General features: G+C 42.6%; 15 protein-coding genes. 10 read left to right on the forward strand and 5 right to left on the reverse strand.

The annotated features are described in order from the left end of the window. Positions 1–202: 202 nt before the first annotated feature. The 4 genes from ppc to metB form a co-directional block, all read right to left on the reverse strand. Positions 203–2,842, reverse strand: a complete 2,640-nt coding sequence (ppc, locus tag ABE954_RS21200; RefSeq protein WP_042846665.1) for a phosphoenolpyruvate carboxylase — start codon at positions 2,840–2,842, stop codon at positions 203–205. Beyond that, on the reverse strand, positions 2,811–2,954 hold the full coding sequence (locus ABE954_RS21205; protein WP_155405705.1) for a hypothetical protein: 144 nt from the start codon (positions 2,952–2,954) through the stop codon (positions 2,811–2,813). Before ABE954_RS21205 ends, ppc begins: the two co-directional genes overlap by 32 nt. A 290-nt stretch (positions 2,955–3,244) precedes the next feature. Beyond that, the gene (locus ABE954_RS21210; RefSeq protein ID WP_042846666.1) at positions 3,245–5,686 is read right to left on the reverse strand and encodes a bifunctional aspartate kinase/homoserine dehydrogenase II; all 2,442 of its coding nucleotides are present in this window, start codon (positions 5,684–5,686) and stop codon (positions 3,245–3,247) included. Positions 5,687–5,698: 12 nt separating this feature from the next. Then, positions 5,699–6,859: a cystathionine gamma-synthase gene (gene metB / locus ABE954_RS21215; RefSeq protein WP_042846667.1), complete on the reverse strand. Its 1,161-nt coding sequence runs from the start codon at positions 6,857–6,859 to the stop codon at positions 5,699–5,701. A 315-nt stretch (positions 6,860–7,174) separates the two neighbouring features. On the opposite strand from metB, the gene metJ reads away from it, so the two are divergent. The 3 genes from metJ (at position 7,175) to ABE954_RS21230 (ending at position 9,496) form a co-directional block, all read left to right on the forward strand. Next, positions 7,175–7,492, forward strand: a complete 318-nt coding sequence (gene metJ / locus ABE954_RS21220) for a met regulon transcriptional regulator MetJ (protein WP_004265315.1) — start codon at positions 7,175–7,177, stop codon at positions 7,490–7,492. A gap of 284 nt (positions 7,493–7,776) precedes the next feature. Beyond that, positions 7,777–8,520 carry a hypothetical protein gene (locus tag ABE954_RS21225; protein ID WP_042846668.1) on the forward strand — a complete coding sequence of 248 codons (744 nt, stop codon included), beginning with the start codon at positions 7,777–7,779 and terminating at the stop codon, positions 8,518–8,520. A gap of 238 nt (positions 8,521–8,758) precedes the next feature. Next, positions 8,759–9,496, forward strand: a complete 738-nt coding sequence (locus ABE954_RS21230; RefSeq protein ID WP_048605758.1) for an outer membrane protein — start codon at positions 8,759–8,761, stop codon at positions 9,494–9,496. 67 nt (positions 9,497–9,563) lie between these two features. Here the strand turns inward: ABE954_RS21230 and rpmE are convergent, their stop codons facing one another. Beyond that, on the reverse strand, positions 9,564–9,779 hold the full coding sequence (gene rpmE / locus ABE954_RS21235) for a 50S ribosomal protein L31 (RefSeq protein ID WP_004265313.1): 216 nt from the start codon (positions 9,777–9,779) through the stop codon (positions 9,564–9,566). A gap of 219 nt (positions 9,780–9,998) precedes the next feature. On the opposite strand from rpmE, the gene priA reads away from it, so the two are divergent. The 7 genes from priA to rraA all read left to right on the forward strand — a co-directional run bounded on the left by priA (position 9,999) and on the right by rraA (position 18,564). Beyond that, positions 9,999–12,197, forward strand: coding sequence for a primosomal protein N' (gene priA, locus ABE954_RS21240; RefSeq protein WP_187549474.1), 2,199 nt, complete (start codon positions 9,999–10,001; stop codon positions 12,195–12,197). A 270-nt stretch (positions 12,198–12,467) separates the two neighbouring features. Then, a complete protein-coding gene (gene cytR, locus ABE954_RS21245; protein ID WP_042846671.1) occupies positions 12,468–13,496 on the forward strand; it encodes a DNA-binding transcriptional regulator CytR in 1,029 nt (342 codons plus the stop codon). A gap of 323 nt (positions 13,497–13,819) precedes the next feature. Next, entirely contained in the window at positions 13,820–14,629 is an 810-nt protein-coding gene (gene ftsN, locus ABE954_RS21250) for a cell division protein FtsN (RefSeq protein WP_042846672.1), read from the forward strand. Between the two features lie 168 nt (positions 14,630–14,797). Continuing rightward, positions 14,798–15,328, forward strand: a complete 531-nt coding sequence (hslV, locus tag ABE954_RS21255; protein WP_004265304.1) for an ATP-dependent protease subunit HslV — start codon at positions 14,798–14,800, stop codon at positions 15,326–15,328. Between the two features lie 11 nt (positions 15,329–15,339). Then, entirely contained in the window at positions 15,340–16,674 is a 1,335-nt protein-coding gene (hslU, locus tag ABE954_RS21260) for an HslU--HslV peptidase ATPase subunit (protein ID WP_042846673.1), read from the forward strand. 324 nt (positions 16,675–16,998) lie between these two features. Beyond that, positions 16,999–17,919, forward strand: a complete 921-nt coding sequence (locus tag ABE954_RS21265) for a 1,4-dihydroxy-2-naphthoate polyprenyltransferase (protein WP_042846674.1) — start codon at positions 16,999–17,001, stop codon at positions 17,917–17,919. A gap of 120 nt (positions 17,920–18,039) precedes the next feature. Beyond that, positions 18,040–18,564, forward strand: coding sequence for a ribonuclease E activity regulator RraA (gene rraA, locus ABE954_RS21270; protein ID WP_166687305.1), 525 nt, complete (start codon positions 18,040–18,042; stop codon positions 18,562–18,564). The last annotated feature ends 447 nt before the right edge of the window (positions 18,565–19,011 follow it).

Below are 19,011 nucleotides of genomic sequence, written 5' to 3' on the forward strand. Positions count from 1 at the left end.
TCATCTAAATTAATTTAGAATGAGCGGATTATGAATACGTAAAAATGGTAGAAGCTAACAATTATTAACTGTTAAAAATAAAAAAATAGACTTGATATTAGGGTTAAAATAGCTAACTGCTTATTAGAGAGGCACGTTTTAATTTTTTTATCAAACCTGCCAGCATACTTATACTGGCAGGTTTCAGTGACGTCTTATTTTACTAACCTGTATTACGCATTCCCGCAGCAACACCGGCAATCGTAACCATCAGAGCTTGTTCCACTCGAGGGTCTGGGTGTTCTTGCTGACGAGAACGGTGTAACAGTTCAGCCTGTAACACGTTCAATGGGTCTGTGTAGACATTACGCAGTGCGATAGACTCGGCAATCCAAGGTAAGTCGGCCATTAGCGCCTCATCTTTCGAAACCGCCAACACACTTTTTATATCCTCCGACAGCTGATCACGTAGTTTTTGCCCCAACGGCCATAAACGTTCTTCCACTAAACGATGATCATAGTACTCCGCCAGCCATAGGTCTGCTTTCGCATAAACCATCTCTAACATGGCTATACGTGTATTAAAGAATGGCCATTGCTGCCACATTTCATCAAGAATGTTTTGTTTGCCTTCTTGTTCAATGACATGTTTCAGTGCTGCGCCCGCACCCAACCAAGCAGGAAGCATCAAGCGGTTTTGTGTCCATGCAAAAATCCAAGGAATAGCACGTAATGTTTCAACACCACCAGTAGGTCGACGTTTCGCTGGCCTTGACCCTAGTGGCAACTTGCCTAGTTCTAATTCAGGCGTAGCAGCACGAAAGTACGGAACAAAATCAGGCTGTTCACGTACATAGTCACGGTACATTGCACAAGAAACATCCGATAATGAATCCATCACCGATTTCCACTCGTTTTTCGGTTCTGGTGGCGGTAAGAGATTAGCTTCTAAGATTGCGCTTGTATACATTGCTAAACTACTGATAGTGACTTGTGGTAACCCGAATTTAAAGCGGATCATTTCCCCTTGTTCTGTAACACGCAAGCCACCTTTTAAACTCCCCGGAGGCTGAGACAGCAATGCAGAATGAGCCGGAGCCCCCCCACGACCGATAGTGCCACCACGTCCGTGGAACAGGGTCAGTGTCACACCTTCTTTTTCACACAGTTTAATTAACGCATCTTGTGCCCTGTATTGTGCCCACGATGCTGCCATTACCCCTGCATCTTTAGCTGAATCTGAATACCCAATCATCACCATTTGGCGGTCATCGATCAGCTCGCGGTACCATTCAATACTGAGCAGTTTTTGCATTACGCTTTCAGCATTATTTAAGTCTTCTAAGGTCTCAAATAATGGTGCGACCGGTAAACGAACTGAAGCGCCAGTTTCATTAAGCAATAATTTAACCGCTAAGACATCTGAAGGTACTTTAGCCATTGAAATTACATAAGCCGCAATCGAATCATTCTTCGCATTCGCAATAACACGGCAGGTTTCAAATACCTCTTGTGTTTCTGGGCTAGGCTGCCAATCTTGTGGAATTAATGGGCGGCGTGATTGCAGCTCGGACAGTAAAAATTGCTGTTTTTCCTCTTCCGACCACTGTGAGTAATCCCCCAGCCCTAAATATTGTGTGAGTTCTGCAATAGCCTCTGTATGGCGAGTACTTTCTTGGCGGACATCAATACGTACCAACTGTAAGCCAAAACTACGAATACGACGTAAGGTATCCAGCAGTTGCCCATTGGCAATAATTTTCATATTGCAGGCAATTAACGATTGATAACAGGCATATAACGGGTCCCATAACTGGGCATTATCTGTCAATAAATCGGCGGGAGGCAAGGCTTGCTCACCTTTTACACGGCGCTCTAAATATTCTAATGTTGAGAATAATTGGCTACGCAAATTTTTAGCAATTTGGCGATACGGTTCATCCACATCATCGCCTCCAGCTAATGCACGTAACTCTGGGGTTGCCTCCGTCATGGACAGTTCAGAAACTAAAACCTGAATGTCTTTTAGGAATAAATCTGCTGCTTTCCAGCGACTTAGCAGTAAAACTTGACGAGTAACATCCGCCGTCACATTTGGGTTACCGTCACGGTCACCGCCCATCCATGACGTGAAACGGATTGGATTGGCTTCGACAGGTAAAACAGCGCCAATCGAGTCTTCGAGTTGTTCGTTAAATTCACGTAAAAATGCAGGAACCCCTTCCCACAGTGAATTTTCGACCACTGCGAAACCCCACTTCGCTTCATCAATTGGCGTTGGACGAATTTTACGAATTTCATCGGTATGCCATGATTGAGCGACTAATTGGCGTAGGCGCCGCATAATATTATTGCGCTCATAGTCCGCAATATCATCATGATCAAGCTGAGATAAACAGGTGTTTACTTCAACCAGTTTGTGGATCAACGTCCGACGTGCGATCTCAGTGGGGTGAGCGGTTAAAACTAATTCGATAGAAAGCTGTTCAACTGCTTTTTGAATGTCTGTATCAGTAAAGCTTTTTTCTTTTAAGCGGCCAAACAGATTTTTCAATGCGACGGGGTTACTTGCCGCTTCACCATGAGGTGAAATACTGTGGTATTGCTCAGCGACGTTTGTTAGGTTTAAGAATTGGTTAAATGCCCTTGCGACGGGTAGCAACTCATCATTAGAGAGGTTTTGTAATGTCATCAGCAGTTTTTGGCGCTGAACTTCATTACCTGCACGGGAAGATTTAGAAAGCTTACGAATGGACTCTACTTTATCGAGTATGTCTTCGCCTAAAGCTTCCTTGATGGTATCGCCGAGTAACTTACCTAGCATACTGACATTACTGCGCATTGCGGAATATTGCTGATTCATGAGACTCCTGACCTTGTGCTTCTGGCAGAATGCATCCCGCATGACTCACGGTTAACAGACTGCTACCTGTTTCCTGTAACAAAATTTCAGTCGGCTGCGTTAGAATTATCATTTTGTGATGCAGACCGCTAAATTTACCCTTCAATGTATATTCATATCAGAAAAAAATGACTTTGGGGGATTTTTCTGAAATTTAATTACAGATTCATTTTTATTAATTTTTCTTATTTAAGTATTGTTTCAGCGCAATATATCGTCGATTCAGCACTTTTAAGACATGAATAATGCTTAAGAATTAAATCATCAGAATAAAAAGACAGAAAAGAAGGCTGTAGATTAAAAATTTTCATGATGTATTGGTGCCAAATTTACATTTAAAGCACCAATACACTTAAACAATGATTACAACAATTGAGAAAGGCGGTTTAAATCAGATTGAATAGCCCCAGCAGTCACATCTCGCCCTGCCCCAGGACCTCTTATTACTAATGGGTTATCTCGATACCAGCGACTTTCTATCGCAAATACATTGTCACCCGGTAATAATGAAGCCAATGGGTGATTCGGTTGTACTGCCTCCACACCCACTTTAGCTTTACCTTTTACTGCATCAAACCGCGCAACATAACGAAGTACTAACCCCATTTCCTGTGCCGCTTCTAAGCGCTGTTGCATCTGTTCATTGATCACAGCACTATTTTCAAAAAACTCATCTAATGAGCCGGTTTGAGCTTGTTTAGGGACTAATGACTCAACACGTACGTCATTAGGTTCTATATCGTAACCAGCTTCACGGGCTAAAATAATTAACTTGCGCATCACATCTTGCCCAGAAAGGTCAATACGTGGATCAGGTTCTGTTAAACCTTGTTGCCACGCTTGCTCAACTAACTCACTGAACGGAACCGAGCCATCGAATTGCAAAAATAGCCATGATAATGTCCCTGAAAAAATACCGCTAATCGTCAGGATGGCATCACCACTTTCTTTTAAATCTCGCACCGTATAGTTAATCGGCAACCCAGCTCCAACCGTCGCATTATAAAGCCAGTGACGACCTGTTTTTGAAAATGCATCTCGAATTTGGCGATACTGAGCTGTTTGTGCGGCCCCTGCAATTTTGTTAGCACTAATAACATGAAAACCATAGCTGGCAAAATCAACATAACTATCAGCCAAAGTTTCACTGGCGGTAACATCTAAGACAACTAAATCATCATAAGGGTGAGAACGCATCCATAAAAACAAGTTGTCATCTTCATGTTCCACCGCCTCGTCATCAAAAAATGCCAAAGCGCGACTAGGGTCGATCCCCTGATAATTTAATAAACTACGGCGGCTATCCACCACACCAGCCAACACGAAGTCAAAGTCACTACGAGCAGAAATATTAGGTTGCTCCGCTGCAAAAAGTTCCAACCAACGCGCGCCAATATTCCCTTTACCAAAGAGTACTAACCCTATACGTTTTTCCGCACGGAACAAGCTTTGGTGCATACCTTGGATTAAATGTTCAGTTTGGTTTGTACGCAATACGGCAACCAAGCTAATCGCATCTTCAGAATGCCAAATAAATTCAACAGGCTGCCCCTTCAACTCCTCATAAAAACGGTGGCTATGCAGAGGTTTTTTGCCAACACCCGCCCCCACTAAAGCAACCAAAGAAAAACCTTCACGCAGTGATAATGACCCCGGTAACCCGGCTTCCTCTAAGACATTCAACGCACTTTCAACAAGTTCTGAGGTATAGCATAATTGAAGCAATGCACGGTCATGGTGAATACCAAGAGCTAATGGACGTAATTGGACCCGTTTTAATAGTAAGTCCACATCCTTACAGATTTGTTTGAAATCCCGCCCTGCAGCAATACGTAGTTCAATTAAGCAAACATCATCGTGACTTGTGACAATTTTAGCCCCAGCTCCTGATGCTAATACACGCTCTATCTTGGTTGAGCCTTGCTCTGGTTGGTAACTACACCTTAATTGCAAATCAATGTTACTGACAGAAACGGGCTGCAAGGTACGAGTATGTAAAACTGGCGCCGCTAAACGCGCCAATTCGCTAGCTTCATCAAGACGTAATAAAGGCAATAAACACGCATCTTTAACCTTACGAGGGTCTGCACTGTACACCCCTGCAACATCACTCCAAATGGTGACTTTATCAACATCGGCGAGCGCACCAACCTGTGTGGCTGAATAGTCGCTACCATTGCGCCCGAGTAATACGGTTTCGCCTTGCTGGTTACGGGAGATAAAGCCAGTAACAACAATACGTCGATTAGGTAATTGAGTTAATTGTTGTTGTAATAAATACCGTGATTGTATTTCATCTACCTGAGGCTGTGCAGCGCGTTCAGCACGTAAAAATAAACGCGCGTCTAACCAAGAACTTGCCATATCAGCTTGAGATAACACTTCAGACATAAGGCGCGCAGACCAAATTTCACCATGACCGACGACTTCTGCGTAAGTGACATCACTATTCGGCTTATCCAGTAAAACACTGAGTCGTTCTAAATCCTGAATGAATAATTGGCTTAATTCTTTTGCTTTTGGTTCTGGCAAAAGAGATTCAATTAAATCCAGTTGATAGCGGCGTAATATTTGCTGAGCTTGATGAGCCGAAATACGGTCAATCTGACTTAATTTCAACCAATTGATTAGTTGATTGGTTGTACTACCCGCAGCGGAAACCACCATTAAATCACCGGGTTGGCTATAGTTAGCCATAATAGCCGCGACTCGTTGATAACACTTCGCGTCCGCTAAACTACTACCTCCAAACTTATGTAACTGGCGGTGGCAAGGTGCCACCTCAACCGCTGTTAGTACACTCATCAAAAAACTCCGCTAACGTTGTGCCGCAACCTGAAATGCTTGCTCTAAATCTGTAATTAAATCCTGAGGGTCTTCAATCCCGACCGAAATTCTCAGCAAGCTATCCGTAATACCGGCTTGTGCTCGAGCTTCAGCGGACATCCCCGCGTGGGTCATTGTTGCCGTATGAGAAATCAGGGTTTCTACACCACCTAATGATTCTGCCAATGTAAATAAAGACAAGGCGCTCAGAAAACGACGTAGTTGTAATTCATCACCAGCAAATTCAAAACTTAACATTGCCCCAAAACCTTTTTGCTGCTTAAGTGCAATTTGATGCCCTGGATGATCTTCCAATTCAGGATAATACAATTTTTTCACTAAAGTCTGTGATTTAAGATACTTTACGATTTCTTGTGTATTCCTCTGCTGTTGTAAGATACGTGGCGATAAGGTTCGAATCCCTCGCAATAGTAAATAGCTATCAAAAGCCCCTCCAGTAACACCAATATTATTTGCCCACCACGCTAATTCTATTGCCCATTTTTCATCTTTGGCAATAACAACTCCAGCCACAATATCTGAGTGGCCATTAAGATATTTAGTGCATGAGTGGACAACGAAATCCGCCCCTAATGAAAGCGGTTGCTGTAAAATCGGGCTTAGAAATGTATTGTCAACAACGACTAATGCCCCTGCTTCATGAGCCAAATGAGCAATATGCTGTATATCAAAAATTCTTAATAGTGGGTTGCTCGGTGTTTCGATTAACACCAATTTAGGCTTTTTATCTAATGCCTTTTGCAATGCACTTTCGTCACTTTGGTCGACAAACTGTACTTGATAAGCCCCACGCTGGCTTTGGCTATTAAATAACCGGTAACTTCCCCCATAACAATCGTGGGGAGCTACAAGTAAATCACCCGGTTGTAAAAATACCGTACATAACAGATGAAGCGCAGACATACCGCTATTCGTCATTACAGCCCCACTTCCCCCTTCGAGCTGTGCTAATGTTTTTTGTACTATATCCCGCCCTGGGTTTCCTCGACGTGAATAATCATGAACTCGCGGCTGATTAAAGTCAGTAAAATTATAGGTACTGGACAAATAAATGGGAGGCACAACGCAACCAAATTGTTGATCTTCATTTAATCCATTATGAATTGCGATAGTTGACGGTTTGTAGGCCATAAACGCTTCTCCTGATTTGTGATTGCTCAAATCATACCCATGAGATGTTTAGACGTCAACATATCTAGACGTCTAAACCTCTTTACGTTTATATCAAGTAATGGAATAATCAGCCTTAATGATTATGCGCTCATTGATAATCAATAGCACAAATAGACTTAGCTGGTTAATTTCACAGGAAAAATTGTGGTAAACTAGGACAAGTTTCTTCTTACTTATATGCAGACACGCCCTATTTGAAGCTTAGAATAAGTTTCTCTTAAAAAGAATATGCATATTATTTTTAATTATTACTGAAAATATCCAAGGTAACTCATGGCTGAATGGAATGGTGAATATGTCAGTCCGTATGCTGAACATGGCAAAAAGAGTGAGCAAGTAAAAAAAATTACAGTATCTATCCCGTTGAAGGTACTAAAAATTTTAACTGATGAGCGTACACGCCGCCAGATTAATAACTTACGTCACGCTACAAATAGTGAATTACTGTGCGAAGCATTTTTGCACGCATTCACGGGGCAACCGCTGCCGAATGACGAAGATTTACGCAAAGAACGTAATGACGAAATCCCTGAAGCGGCAAAAGAAATCATGCGTGAATTAGGTATCGACCCAGAAACGTGGGAGTACTAACTCAATTTTTGCCTCAGTAATGCAATACGTTTTTCACTACGTCGCAAACAGGTATTCCCTGCCAGTGGCGTAGCGCTCTTCTTATCTTATCTAAAGGTGATTACACTTAATCGCTCATCCCAAGCCACGCTAAAATTTTTCTTTGGTCTCACACCTAACACCAAGATTTCTCTGAATTAGTTCACTTTCAGAATTGCCCGCAGGCTTATTTCCCCAACTTCTCTACACTTCATCACACCAATCTATAACCACACCCAATAATTAGAATTATTAAGGATAGTGTAATGAATAAATATAATCAGGTCTTAATCGGCTTACTCGGTGGAGCACTACTCATCACCGCAGGATGCACAAACCACTCAACTAGTTATACCAAAGAATATAAAGAAACTGCTAATAGCGATTTATCAGCGAAAAAATTAGGGACAAAATGGGGGGAAGATGTTAATTCTGCTGTACAAACGGTCAAAGCCTCACGTTTAACCAACACACCTTTTGACACCGCCATTATCTTTTACCGTGGTGAACGTGTCCCAAGCCATGTTCAAACCATCAATTATATTCCGTTGTCCCCCATAGAGATCAAAATCACTGATGGAAATGACCGTAAAATGCCAATTTACCGTAATAACCAAGGACAATATATTTTGCCCGCCCAAGAGGGACAGCGTTATCAATTGACTATCGCCAATACCGATAGAAATAGAACCTACGAAGTGGTCACAACCGTTGATGGTATTGACGTACTAAATGGCCGTGCAGGTTCATACCAAAATAATGGATATTTGATCCGTCCCAAACATGAGGTCACCATTGAGGGCTTTCGCAAGAATCAGGACCAAGTCGCCGCTTTTCGCTTCTCAGCACCAGAAGATTCTTATGTAAATCAAAATGTTCAAGGTGACGAACGGAATATTGGCGTAATTGGTTTTGCGATTTTTGAAGTTCGGGAAGAATTAGCCGACTGCGAAGCAAACCCTTTCCCCGCAGAGACACAATATGCTCCAGCCCCGTGTAAAAAACGCTAAATACGCTTAAAACGCACCCCATAAAGAGTGCGTTCTTAAATATTGGCCGCGTTTAAACAAAATAAAATACTAATAACCACCATAACCCCCACCATGAAACCGTTAATTATCAACTATTAACAAAGAATAACGATAATCATATCGTTTTTCACCCAATTTTGACTTATCTTAAATCAAACGCTTAATTTGACTTATAATAAAACCTTATTTCCAATAAACTAACTAAACGGTATTTTTAATGAAAAAGATAATTGCAGTATCTCTTTTAAGCGTCGTTTCTAGCGTAGCGATGGCATCGAATAGTGGTTTTTATGTTTCTGGTAAAATGGGAACATCAATCTTAAAACTTTCCGACCAAAAGTGGGAAAGTATTGATGACCTTGGTGAGTATGATCGTGCCAGTGGTGGAAGCAAAACCAAAGGCGTGTTCGGTGGCGGCCTTGCTGTTGGTTATGACTTATATGATATGACCTCTTTACCTCTTCGTACTGAGCTCGATATAACCCTTAGAGGGAAAGCATCTTCCAAATATAATCTAGCGAGTAGCTCTTGGGACAATGGCAATGGTTCTTTCTATTCAGATAGTGATGATGCAAAAAATGATATCACGCTAAATACTTTCATGGTCAATGCCTACTATGACTTCAAAAATGAAACTAATTTCACACCTTATGTATCTGTGGGCTTAGGGTTAGCGAGCATTAAGCATAAAGCACAGTATTCCTACTCTGAAACGAATTCCGGTGGTAGCGAATATAGTTCATCGTCTAAATCAAAAACTAATAGTAATTTTGCTTGGAGTTTAGGATTGGGTTCACAGTATGCAATCAATGACAATCTATCATTAGATTTAAGCTACCGCTTCTTAGATGCAGGTAAATCTGAGGTGAGCTCTTACACTGACGGTGCCAAAGATAAATCAAAAGTGAAAGTCAGAAGCAATGACATTATGCTTGGTGTGGTTTACCGCTTCTAACGGTTTATTCTACCCATAAAAAAAGGGAAAATATATTTTCCCTTTTTTTTGCATTCCACAAGTTCGATTATTTTTTAGAACCTGGGATGCTGAAACGTTGGTTAAAGCGATCAACACGACCACCAGTCGCAACATCACGCTGTTTACCAGTATAGAACGGGTGGCAATTACCACAAACGTCCAGGTTCAGCGAGTGACCAGCAGTTGAATTAATTTTCATAACATTACCGCAAGAACAAGTTGCAGTAACTTCTTCGTATTTAGGATGAATACCTTTTTTCATGGGAGAACCTCTATTAAGGCCGTGTCGCCATTCCAGCCCTAACGCCGGACACCACACGTCGTGTTGATTGAATTTAATATTATTGGCAAAAATAACTACCAAAGGCGGCGGATCATACAGAAATTCTGTTTATCACGCAATGAAAACCGAGTAAATTTTGTGTTACTCTAGTCCGCTCTTATTATTATCATCGCATAAAAAACAGACGGAAATCCAGCTATGATCGTCGTTCAGGTGGCATTACCTGTTCCTTTAAATCGCACATTTGATTATCGCCTCCCTGATAACATGGCGCTTCCCGTCATTGGGAGCCGTGTCATGGTGCCGTTTGGCAATCGCCAAGCACTGGGGGTTGTGGTTAAACATAGCGATAAAAGTGAATTTGCTGAAGACAAGCTCAAAGCTATCGAACTGGTTCTTGACCAGCAAACTCTATTTCCTGACGATGTTTGGCAATTATTATTATGGTCTGCCCAATATTACCATTACCCAATTGGTGAGGTTCTTTTCCACGCTCTACCGACATTACTGCGCCAAGGTAAAGCCGCAGAATTCACCCCTATTTGGCAATGGCAAGTTACTGAGTTAGGCCTTGCGGTTGACCTTAATGAGCTAAAACGTTCACCTAAGCAGCAGCAAGCACTCGCCCTTTTACGTCGCCGGTCTGTGTATCGCCATCAGGTCAATGAACTTGAAATCAGCGAAAGTGCCTTACAAGCCTTAAAAAAGAAAAGCTATATAGAACTACACCCTGTTCAGCCTACTGCGGAAAAATGGCAACCTAACTTTACAATATGTGGCGAAAGGCTACGCCTTAACAGCGAACAGGCCACCGCGGTCGGAGCGATCCGTGCACAAGATGACGAGTTCTCACCATGGCTGCTTGCTGGGATCACAGGTTCCGGTAAAACAGAGGTCTATTTAAGCGTATTAGAAAATGTGCTTTCCCAAGGTAAACAGGCTTTAGTTCTCGTTCCCGAAATTGGCTTAACCCCACAAACCATTAGCCGTTTTCGTGAGCGTTTCAATGCCCCTGTAGATGTTCTACATTCGGGGTTAAATGACAGTGAACGTTTAGCCGTTTGGCTACGAGCTAAACAAGGGCAAAATGCAATTATTATTGGCACTCGTTCTGCCCTATTTACCCCATTTGCCCACTTAGGCATCATCATTATCGATGAAGAGCATGATAGCTCTTATAAGCAACAGGATGGCTGGCGTTACCATGCTCGAGACCTCGCGGTCTTTCGCGCCAAAAAAAATAATATTCCGATTGTGATGGGGACCGCAACACCGTCACTGGAAACCCTTTTTAATGTTCAACAAAATAAGTATCGTCAATTAAACCTCACTATTCGGGCTGGGAATGCTCACCCTGCAATACAACATCTAATTGACTTAAAAGGCCAACCCTTAAAATATGGCCTATCACACTTACTAATCCAACATATTAAAGAACATTTAGCGAAAAATAATCAGGTGATTTTATTTTTAAATCGTCGGGGCTATTCCCCGGCACTGATTTGCCATGAATGTGGCTGGATTGCCGAGTGCCAACGCTGTGACCATTACTACACCTTACATCAGAATTTTCACCAATTACGTTGTCATCACTGCGACAGCCAACGCCCGATCCCTCGCCAATGCCCACAATGTGGGTCAACCCACTTGGTGCCCGTAGGTATGGGAACAGAGCAACTTGAAGAGGGGATATCGGAGCTTTTCCCTGACACGCCAGTGACCCGTATTGACCGTGATACTACTAGTCGTAAAGGCGAACTTGAGCAACATTTAAACCAAGTTCACGAAGGTGGGGCAAGGGTCCTTATCGGCACGCAAATGTTAGCTAAGGGCCACCATTTTCCAGATGTTACCTTAGTCGCGCTATTAGACGTTGACGGCGCACTATTTTCGAGTGACTTTCGTGCGGCTGAGCGTTTTGCCCAATTATATGTACAAGTTTCAGGCCGTGCGGGTCGAGCTGGTAAGCAAGGGGACGTTTTTTTACAGACTCACCACCCAGAGCACCCTCTGCTACTCAATTTACTTGAAAACGGCTATGACGCTTTCACAAAAGAGGCAATGGAAGAGCGCCGTATCGCCATGTTACCACCTTACACTAACCATATTTTGATCCGCTCCGAAGACCACAATAACCAAGATTCACGCCTTTTTTTGCAAAATGTACGGCAATATATCGCAGAGCACCCGCAAAGTGACGCTAAACTGTGGATTTTAGGGCCATCGCCGTCGATTCAAGCCAAACGAGGTGGACGATTCCGCTGGCAATTATTGCTCCAACACCCTTCACGGTTATATTTGCAGCAATTTATGGCAAAACTACTGCCTGAAATCCTTCAGCAGCCAGAAAGCCGTAAAGTAAAATGGAATGTGGACGTCGACCCGACTGATTGCTAACCTCATTCCTTAAATTAATAATTTGAATACTCATGAACAAAGTATCTCTAGATATCTCTGTGTTTCAACAGCCGATTTTTAGGAATTTCCTCTCAAATTTTTTTTAAATTTGCGAAGCAGCTCTAAAAAATGACGTAAGTCACACTTTTTATGCAAACTAGGTAACAGATATTATTGTGAAACCAATTAGAATAACTTCTAATCATAAATAATGACGTGCTTTCGCCATTCAAAAAAAGCAAACGATTAAATCAATCTAAGGAAGGCGTTGTGGAAAGTAAAAAACACAATAATACGGCAACAATGAAAGACGTTGCCAGTGCTGCGGGCGTTTCGACAGCGACAGTCTCTAGAACCTTGATGAACCCAGAAAAGGTTTCTTTGCAGACAAGGCAAAAGGTCGAGCAAGCCGTGATGGATGTTGGCTATTACCCCCACAACCTTGCTAGAAGTTATAAGCGCAATGAATCAAAAACTATTCTTGTACTCGTTCCGAATATCCGTGACCCTTTCTTTAGCGACGTGGTTTGTGGTATCGAAGAAATTGCAGCACAAGAAGGCTATTTTGTGCTAATTGGTGATTGCAAACATCAACAAAAACAAGAAAATGCCTTTATTAACCTGATTATTACCAAACAAATCGATGGTATGGTATTACTCGGCTCTAATATCCCCTTTGATGTCTCCACTGAAGAACAAAAAAACCTACCGCCAATTGTTATGGCGAATGAGTTTGCCCCTGAATTAAAGCTCCCTACCGTTCATATTGATAACCTTACGGCAGCATTTAACGCGACCCATTACCTACAAAAGCAAGGCCACCGGCTGATTGCTTGTATCGCAGGTCCCTCTCATATGCCGTTGAGTGAGTATCGGTTAGAAGGTTATAAAAAGGCGATGTTGCGTACTGGCGAAAAGTTACGCGAAAACTATATTATTCGCGGCGATTTTACGCACGAAGGTGGCGCAGAAGCCATGAAAACGTTACTTTCACTTCCTGAACCCCCAACTGCCGTTTTTTGTCACAGTGATATCATGGCCATAGGGGCTATGTGGCAAGCGAAGAAAATGGGGTTACAACTCCCAGATGACCTTTCTTTCGTTGGTTTCGATAACTTAGAACAAGCAAAATACACTTTACCCGCATTAACGACTATCGACCAACCGCGTACTGAAATCGGCCATCATGCTATGCAACTGTTACTAGAACAGATCCACGGTAACAATGTCACCCCAGGGTCTCGTCTCCTAGATTCTGATTTAATCATTAGAGAGAGTACAAAAGCGCCTAAAAGCTAGGGGTTATTGAACTTTAATGGTACATTTTTATTCGTATTAAATGTATTTTGCTCAAGGCGAGCGATTTACCGTCTAGTCACCTAGGCAAGAAGTGCTTAACACAGGGAAAAATTACATTTAATCGAACCCGAAGGTCTATTTTTCTGAATTATGTAGCTTACCGAGCATGGTTGTACTAAACCTAACCATGTAGCTGGTTTTAACACCAAAACGCGCTGTAAAAATCATCAGCAAAGATGAACAGCCCCTAGTCAAAGCCACTCAGGTTAAGTAACATGTTAAGCCAAATGACGACAACAATTAATAATTAGTGAATTAATAGCGTGGCACAAAAAGATTATGTAGCTCGAGGGCGCTCATCCGCTCGTAAAAAAGGCAAAGGTAAATCGAAAAAAGCACAGGGACTGCCAATGACTACTTTGGTCGTTGCTGTGGTGATTGTCGTGCTATTCGTTGGTGGCCTGTTTTATATCACCCAAAATAAAAAGGATACCCTACCACCACAATCTGTCGTACCAACTGCACCTACGGGCAGCACACTTCCGCCCAAACCTGAAGAGCGCTGGCGCTATATTAAAGAACTCGAGCGCCGCGGTGTTGATATACCAAGCTCTCAGCAGCCTAATACCGGTACTAATATTCTGCGTCCATCAGATTTAACACCTGAACAACGTCAATTATTAGAGCAAATCGATTCTGACCGGCGCCAACCGGTAACTAACTTACAAGAAATCCCTGCTAACGGTAAACCAGTGCCGCGGTCTCAGGTCATTATCAATGAACCGGCTCAACCTATAGAGCCAGTTCAACGTAAGCCTGTTGTGAATAACGAACCGAAAGTAGAATCTCGACCAGCGGCACCGCCCTCATCGTCACAAAATGTACCGGATAAAAAACCAGCGAATAATCTGCAAAATATGTTAGTTCAATGCGGGTCATTCCGTACAGCAGAACAAGCAGAGTCGGTACAAGCAACACTCGCCTTTTCAGGTATTGAAAGCCGTATCTCTAGTGGCGGTGGCTGGCACCGTATCGTATTAGGCCCTTATTCCAAGTCAACCGCAGAGAAAATGCGTGACCGAGCAGCAGGTGTCGGTGTATCAGGTTGCATTCTTCGTGCTTCAGGGGGTTGAAAATCCTAACCTCCCACCCCATGTACTGTTTTAATGTACTCATGAGCGGTTGTTTTTATCTTCAACACAATTCAAGTGCTAGCTAATTAAACAGCTACCACTTGAATTTTATCTTTTGGAAATTAAAACCAGCTGCATTCTTTTTGTAATAAAACCAGGGGCTAACTCATGACAACAATCGTAAGTGTTCGCCGTAATGGCCAGGTCGTAATTGGTGGTGATGGACAGGCGACGATGGGTAATACCGTCATGAAAGGCAATGTCCGCAAAGTTCGCCGCTTATACAATGACAAAGTCATTGCCGGATTTGCCGGTGGCACCGCAGATGCATTCACACTTTTTGAACTGTTTGAGCGTAAACTCGAACTGCACCAAGGCCATTTAACTAAAGCGGCCGTTGAGCTTGCAAAAGATTGGCGTACAGACCGTATGCTACGCAAGCTAGAAGCGTTGCTCGCTGTCGCAGATGAACACACCTCGCTTATCATTACGGGTAATGGTGACGTGGTACAACCTGAAAATGACTTAATTGCCATAGGTTCCGGTGGTCCATACGCGCAATCAGCAGCACGTGCACTGTTAGAAAATACAGACTTGAGCGCAAAAGAAATTGCCGAAAAAGCACTCGCCATTGCTGGCGACATCTGTATTTACACCAACCACAATGTCAACTTTGAAGAAATTTCTTCAAAATCATAAGGATTGCTAGCATGTCCGAAATGACTCCACGCGAAATTGTCAGCGAACTCGACAATCATATTATTGGCCAAAACAAAGCCAAACGCTCTGTAGCAATTGCTCTGCGTAACCGCTGGCGCCGTATGCAGTTAAATGAAGTGTTACGCCATGAAGTTACCCCAAAAAATATTCTGATGATTGGCCCAACAGGGGTAGGTAAAACTGAAATTGCTCGCCGCTTAGCAAAATTAGCGAATGCACCGTTTATCAAAGTTGAAGCGACAAAATTTACAGAAGTCGGTTATGTGGGTAAAGAAGTTGACTCTATTATTCGTGATTTGACTGATTCTGCCGTCAAAATGGTGCGTTTACAATCTATCGAAAAAAACCGCTATCGTGCAGAAGAAATGGCCGAAGAGCGTATTTTAGATGTGTTGATCCCACCGGCAAAAAACAATTGGGGTCAATCTGAACCCACTGATGAACAATCACCTGCGCGTCAAACATTCCGTAAAAAATTACGTGAAGGCCAGTTAGACGATAAAGAAATTGAGATTGAAGTTGCGGCCACCCCAATGGGGGTTGAGATCATGGCGCCTCCGGGCATGGAAGAAATGACTAACCAGTTACAATCCATGTTCCAAAATTTAGCGGGTCAAAAACAAAAGCCTCGTAAGATGAAAATCAAAGAGGCGTTTAAACTATTAGTGGAAGAAGAAGCCGCTAAATTAGTTAACCCAGAAGAGCTAAAAGAACAAGCTATTGAAGCCGTAGAGCAAAACGGTATCGTGTTTATCGATGAATTCGACAAAATCTGTAAACGTGGCGGTCAAAGCTCAGGTCCAGACGTATCCCGTGAAGGGGTTCAGCGTGACTTATTACCATTAATCGAAGGCTGTACCATTTCGACTAAGCACGGTATGGTAAAAACCGACCACATTCTCTTTATTGCATCAGGTGCATTCCAAGTATCTAGCCCATCAGATCTAATCCCTGAATTGCAAGGTCGTCTACCTATTCGCGTTGAACTGCAAGCACTGACCACTGAAGATTTTGTCCGCATTTTGACAGAACCAAATGCCTCCTTAACTGAGCAATATAAAGCGCTAATGGCAACTGAAGGCGTCAATATTGAATTTACAGCAGACGGTATCCGTAAAATTGCAGAATCAGCATGGCAAGTGAATGAGTCAACTGAAAACATTGGTGCTCGTCGTCTGCACACGGTACTTGAACGTTTAATGGAAGATATTTCTTTCGATGCAAGCGACCGTAATGGCCAAACTATCCAAATCGATGCTGAGTACGTCAAACAACACTTAGACGAACTGGTTGCTGACGAAGACCTGAGTAGATTTATTTTATAATCTTATTAATTATCAGGTTTTCATGTATCCTTAATATACATCGACTAAAGTGCAGCTTTTATCGCTGCACTTTTTTCTATGAAATATTAATCCTACTGCTTTGAAATTCAACAATATTTATCATTGCGATAGGCTAGTTAAATTTTTAAGAACACGACTTTAAATAATTCAGATTGTAGAAAACCAAAATAACATCAGCCCGATGTGACTAAAGTAGCTGGAATATAGCAAGTAACCTATACGAGTATGTGACTAGAGCAATAAAGTACAGCCAAGATCACTACAATTTGAAATATGACAAGTATGAACCTGTGAAGTAATTAAATGAACTCACCAAATACAATAAGCCGTAAACAAGCTTGGATTGAAAGCCTACGCCCCAAAACCCTCCCTCTCGGGGTGATTGCGATTGTCACAGGCTCCGCTCTAACCTATTTAACAGGCAACTTTAAATGGCCTGTGGCGCTTTTAGCCCTTATTACCGCTGGACTATTACAGATTTTATCTAACCTTGCCAATGATTATGGTGATGCTGTAAAAGGTTCCGATACCGAAGAGCGTATTGGCCCACTACGTGGTATGCAAAAAGGCGTTATCACGCAAGCTGACATGAAAAAAGCGTTAAAAATCAATATTACGGCGGCCTGTATTTCTGGGTTACTGTTAATTATTGTCGCGTGTGAAAAACCCGAAGATGCTATCGGTTTCGTAGCCCTAGGGTTAATTGCCATTGTTGCGGCCATTACCTACACTGTTGGTAAAAAACCCTATGGCTATTTAGGGCTGGGGGATATATCGGTACTCATCTTCTTTGGCTGGCTAAGCGTGATTGGGACTTACTACTTACAGGCAAATAGTTTCAATATCATCACCCTGTTACCCGCCACAGCTTGCGGGTTGCTATCAGTTGCCGTATTAAACATTAATAATATGCGTGATATCGAAAATGATATCAAAGCAGGTAAAAATACATTAGCTGTGCGTTTAGGGCCGCAGGGTGCACGCATTTACCACGCAATTATTATTATCGTTGCCATTTTATGTTTAGTGTTTTTCAACCTGATTTACTTACAAGGTTGGAGTGGCTGGCTATTCTTACTTGCGGTGCCAGTATTGATGAATCATTTACGCCGTGTTCTTAGCGACCCCACACCAGAAGGTATGCGCCCTTTACTTGAAAATATGGTAAAAGCGGCACTGATCACCAACGTGTTATTCTCTATTGGCGTGGTGATGAGCAAGTAATCATCATTATTTGCCTATTTTTTGACTTTTCCCGCCTATTTTTAGGCGGGTAACTTTGCCAAGTACTGTTCAAAAGGGATATACTGGCTACCTCTTGCAGCAAAAAAAGACCTAAATCCTATGAATTATGATACTTCCGAACTCTGCGATATATACCAAGAAAGCGTTGATGTGGTAGAACCTCTTTTCTCCAACTTTGGTGGGCGTACTTCATTTGGCGGTCAAATCATTACAGTTAAGTGCTTTGAAGATAACGGCCTACTGTATGATTTGCTGGAAGAAGACGGTACCGGCCGTATTCTGCTAGTTGATGGCGGTGGCTCTGTCCGTAAAGCGCTTATTGACGCCAATGTAGCAAGGCTTGCTGTTGACAACCATTGGGAAGGCATCGTGATTTATGGCGCGGTTCGCCAAGTCGATGCACTAATGGAACTTGACCTTGGCATCCAAGCTATTGCCGCTATGCCAGCAGGTTGCCCTGATGAGGGCATTGGTAAAAGTGATGTCCGCGTCAATTTTGGTGGCGTCACCTTCTTCTCTGGTGACTATCTGTATGCGGATAATACCGGCATTATTCTTTCTGAAGAGCCATTAACCTCGTCTGAGAACGACGGTTTTATCGAAGATGACAATATCGACGCATAATCCGTTAAAAATTCTAAAAATAAGGGCTGCAAATTATTGCAGCCCTTATTTTTATACTCTACAACGCAAAGTATGACGAAAGTTTCTCTAAATAATTCGTGTTGTAGGTAAGCGGCAAAGTCGATAAGACCCTAGGAGCATACATAAGTATGTGACTAGGGCGAAGAGACGAAGCCAACACCCCTACAACGCGAAGTATGACGAAAGTTTCTCTAAATAATTCGTGTTGTAGGCAGGCGGCAAAGTCGATAAGACCCTAGGAGCATACATAAGTATGTGACTAGGGCGAAGAAACGAAGCCAACACCCTACAACGCAAGGTATGACGAAAGTTTCTCTAAATAATTCGTGTTGTAGGCAGGCGGCAAAGTCGATAAGACCCTAGGAGCATACATAAGTATGTGACTAGGGCGAAGAGACGAAGCCAACACCCTACAACGCAAGGTAT

Source organism: Providencia sp. TYF-12, from assembly GCF_041344805.1.
GTDB lineage: Bacteria > Pseudomonadota > Gammaproteobacteria > Enterobacterales > Enterobacteriaceae > Providencia > Providencia huashanensis.

Bases quoted from the DNA above. Each gene is read 5' to 3' on its own strand.
- ppc (WP_042846665.1), bottom strand. From the start codon at position 2,842: ATGAATCAGCAATATTCCGCAATGCGCAGTAATGTCAGTATGCTAGGT.
- ABE954_RS21205 (WP_155405705.1), bottom strand. From the start codon at position 2,954: ATGATAATTCTAACGCAGCCGACTGAAATTTTGTTACAGGAAACAGGT.
- ABE954_RS21210 (WP_042846666.1), bottom strand. From the start codon at position 5,686: ATGAGTGTACTAACAGCGGTTGAGGTGGCACCTTGCCACCGCCAGTTA.
- metB (WP_042846667.1), bottom strand. From the start codon at position 6,859: ATGGCCTACAAACCGTCAACTATCGCAATTCATAATGGATTAAATGAA.
- metJ (WP_004265315.1), top strand. From the start codon at position 7,175: ATGGCTGAATGGAATGGTGAATATGTCAGTCCGTATGCTGAACATGGC.
- ABE954_RS21225 (WP_042846668.1), top strand. From the start codon at position 7,777: ATGAATAAATATAATCAGGTCTTAATCGGCTTACTCGGTGGAGCACTA.
- ABE954_RS21230 (WP_048605758.1), top strand. From the start codon at position 8,759: ATGAAAAAGATAATTGCAGTATCTCTTTTAAGCGTCGTTTCTAGCGTA.
- rpmE (WP_004265313.1), bottom strand. From the start codon at position 9,779: ATGAAAAAAGGTATTCATCCTAAATACGAAGAAGTTACTGCAACTTGT.
- priA (WP_187549474.1), top strand. From the start codon at position 9,999: ATGATCGTCGTTCAGGTGGCATTACCTGTTCCTTTAAATCGCACATTT.
- hslV (WP_004265304.1), top strand. From the start codon at position 14,798: ATGACAACAATCGTAAGTGTTCGCCGTAATGGCCAGGTCGTAATTGGT.
- hslU (WP_042846673.1), top strand. From the start codon at position 15,340: ATGTCCGAAATGACTCCACGCGAAATTGTCAGCGAACTCGACAATCAT.
- ABE954_RS21265 (WP_042846674.1), top strand. From the start codon at position 16,999: ATGAACTCACCAAATACAATAAGCCGTAAACAAGCTTGGATTGAAAGC.
- rraA (WP_166687305.1), top strand. From the start codon at position 18,040: ATGAATTATGATACTTCCGAACTCTGCGATATATACCAAGAAAGCGTT.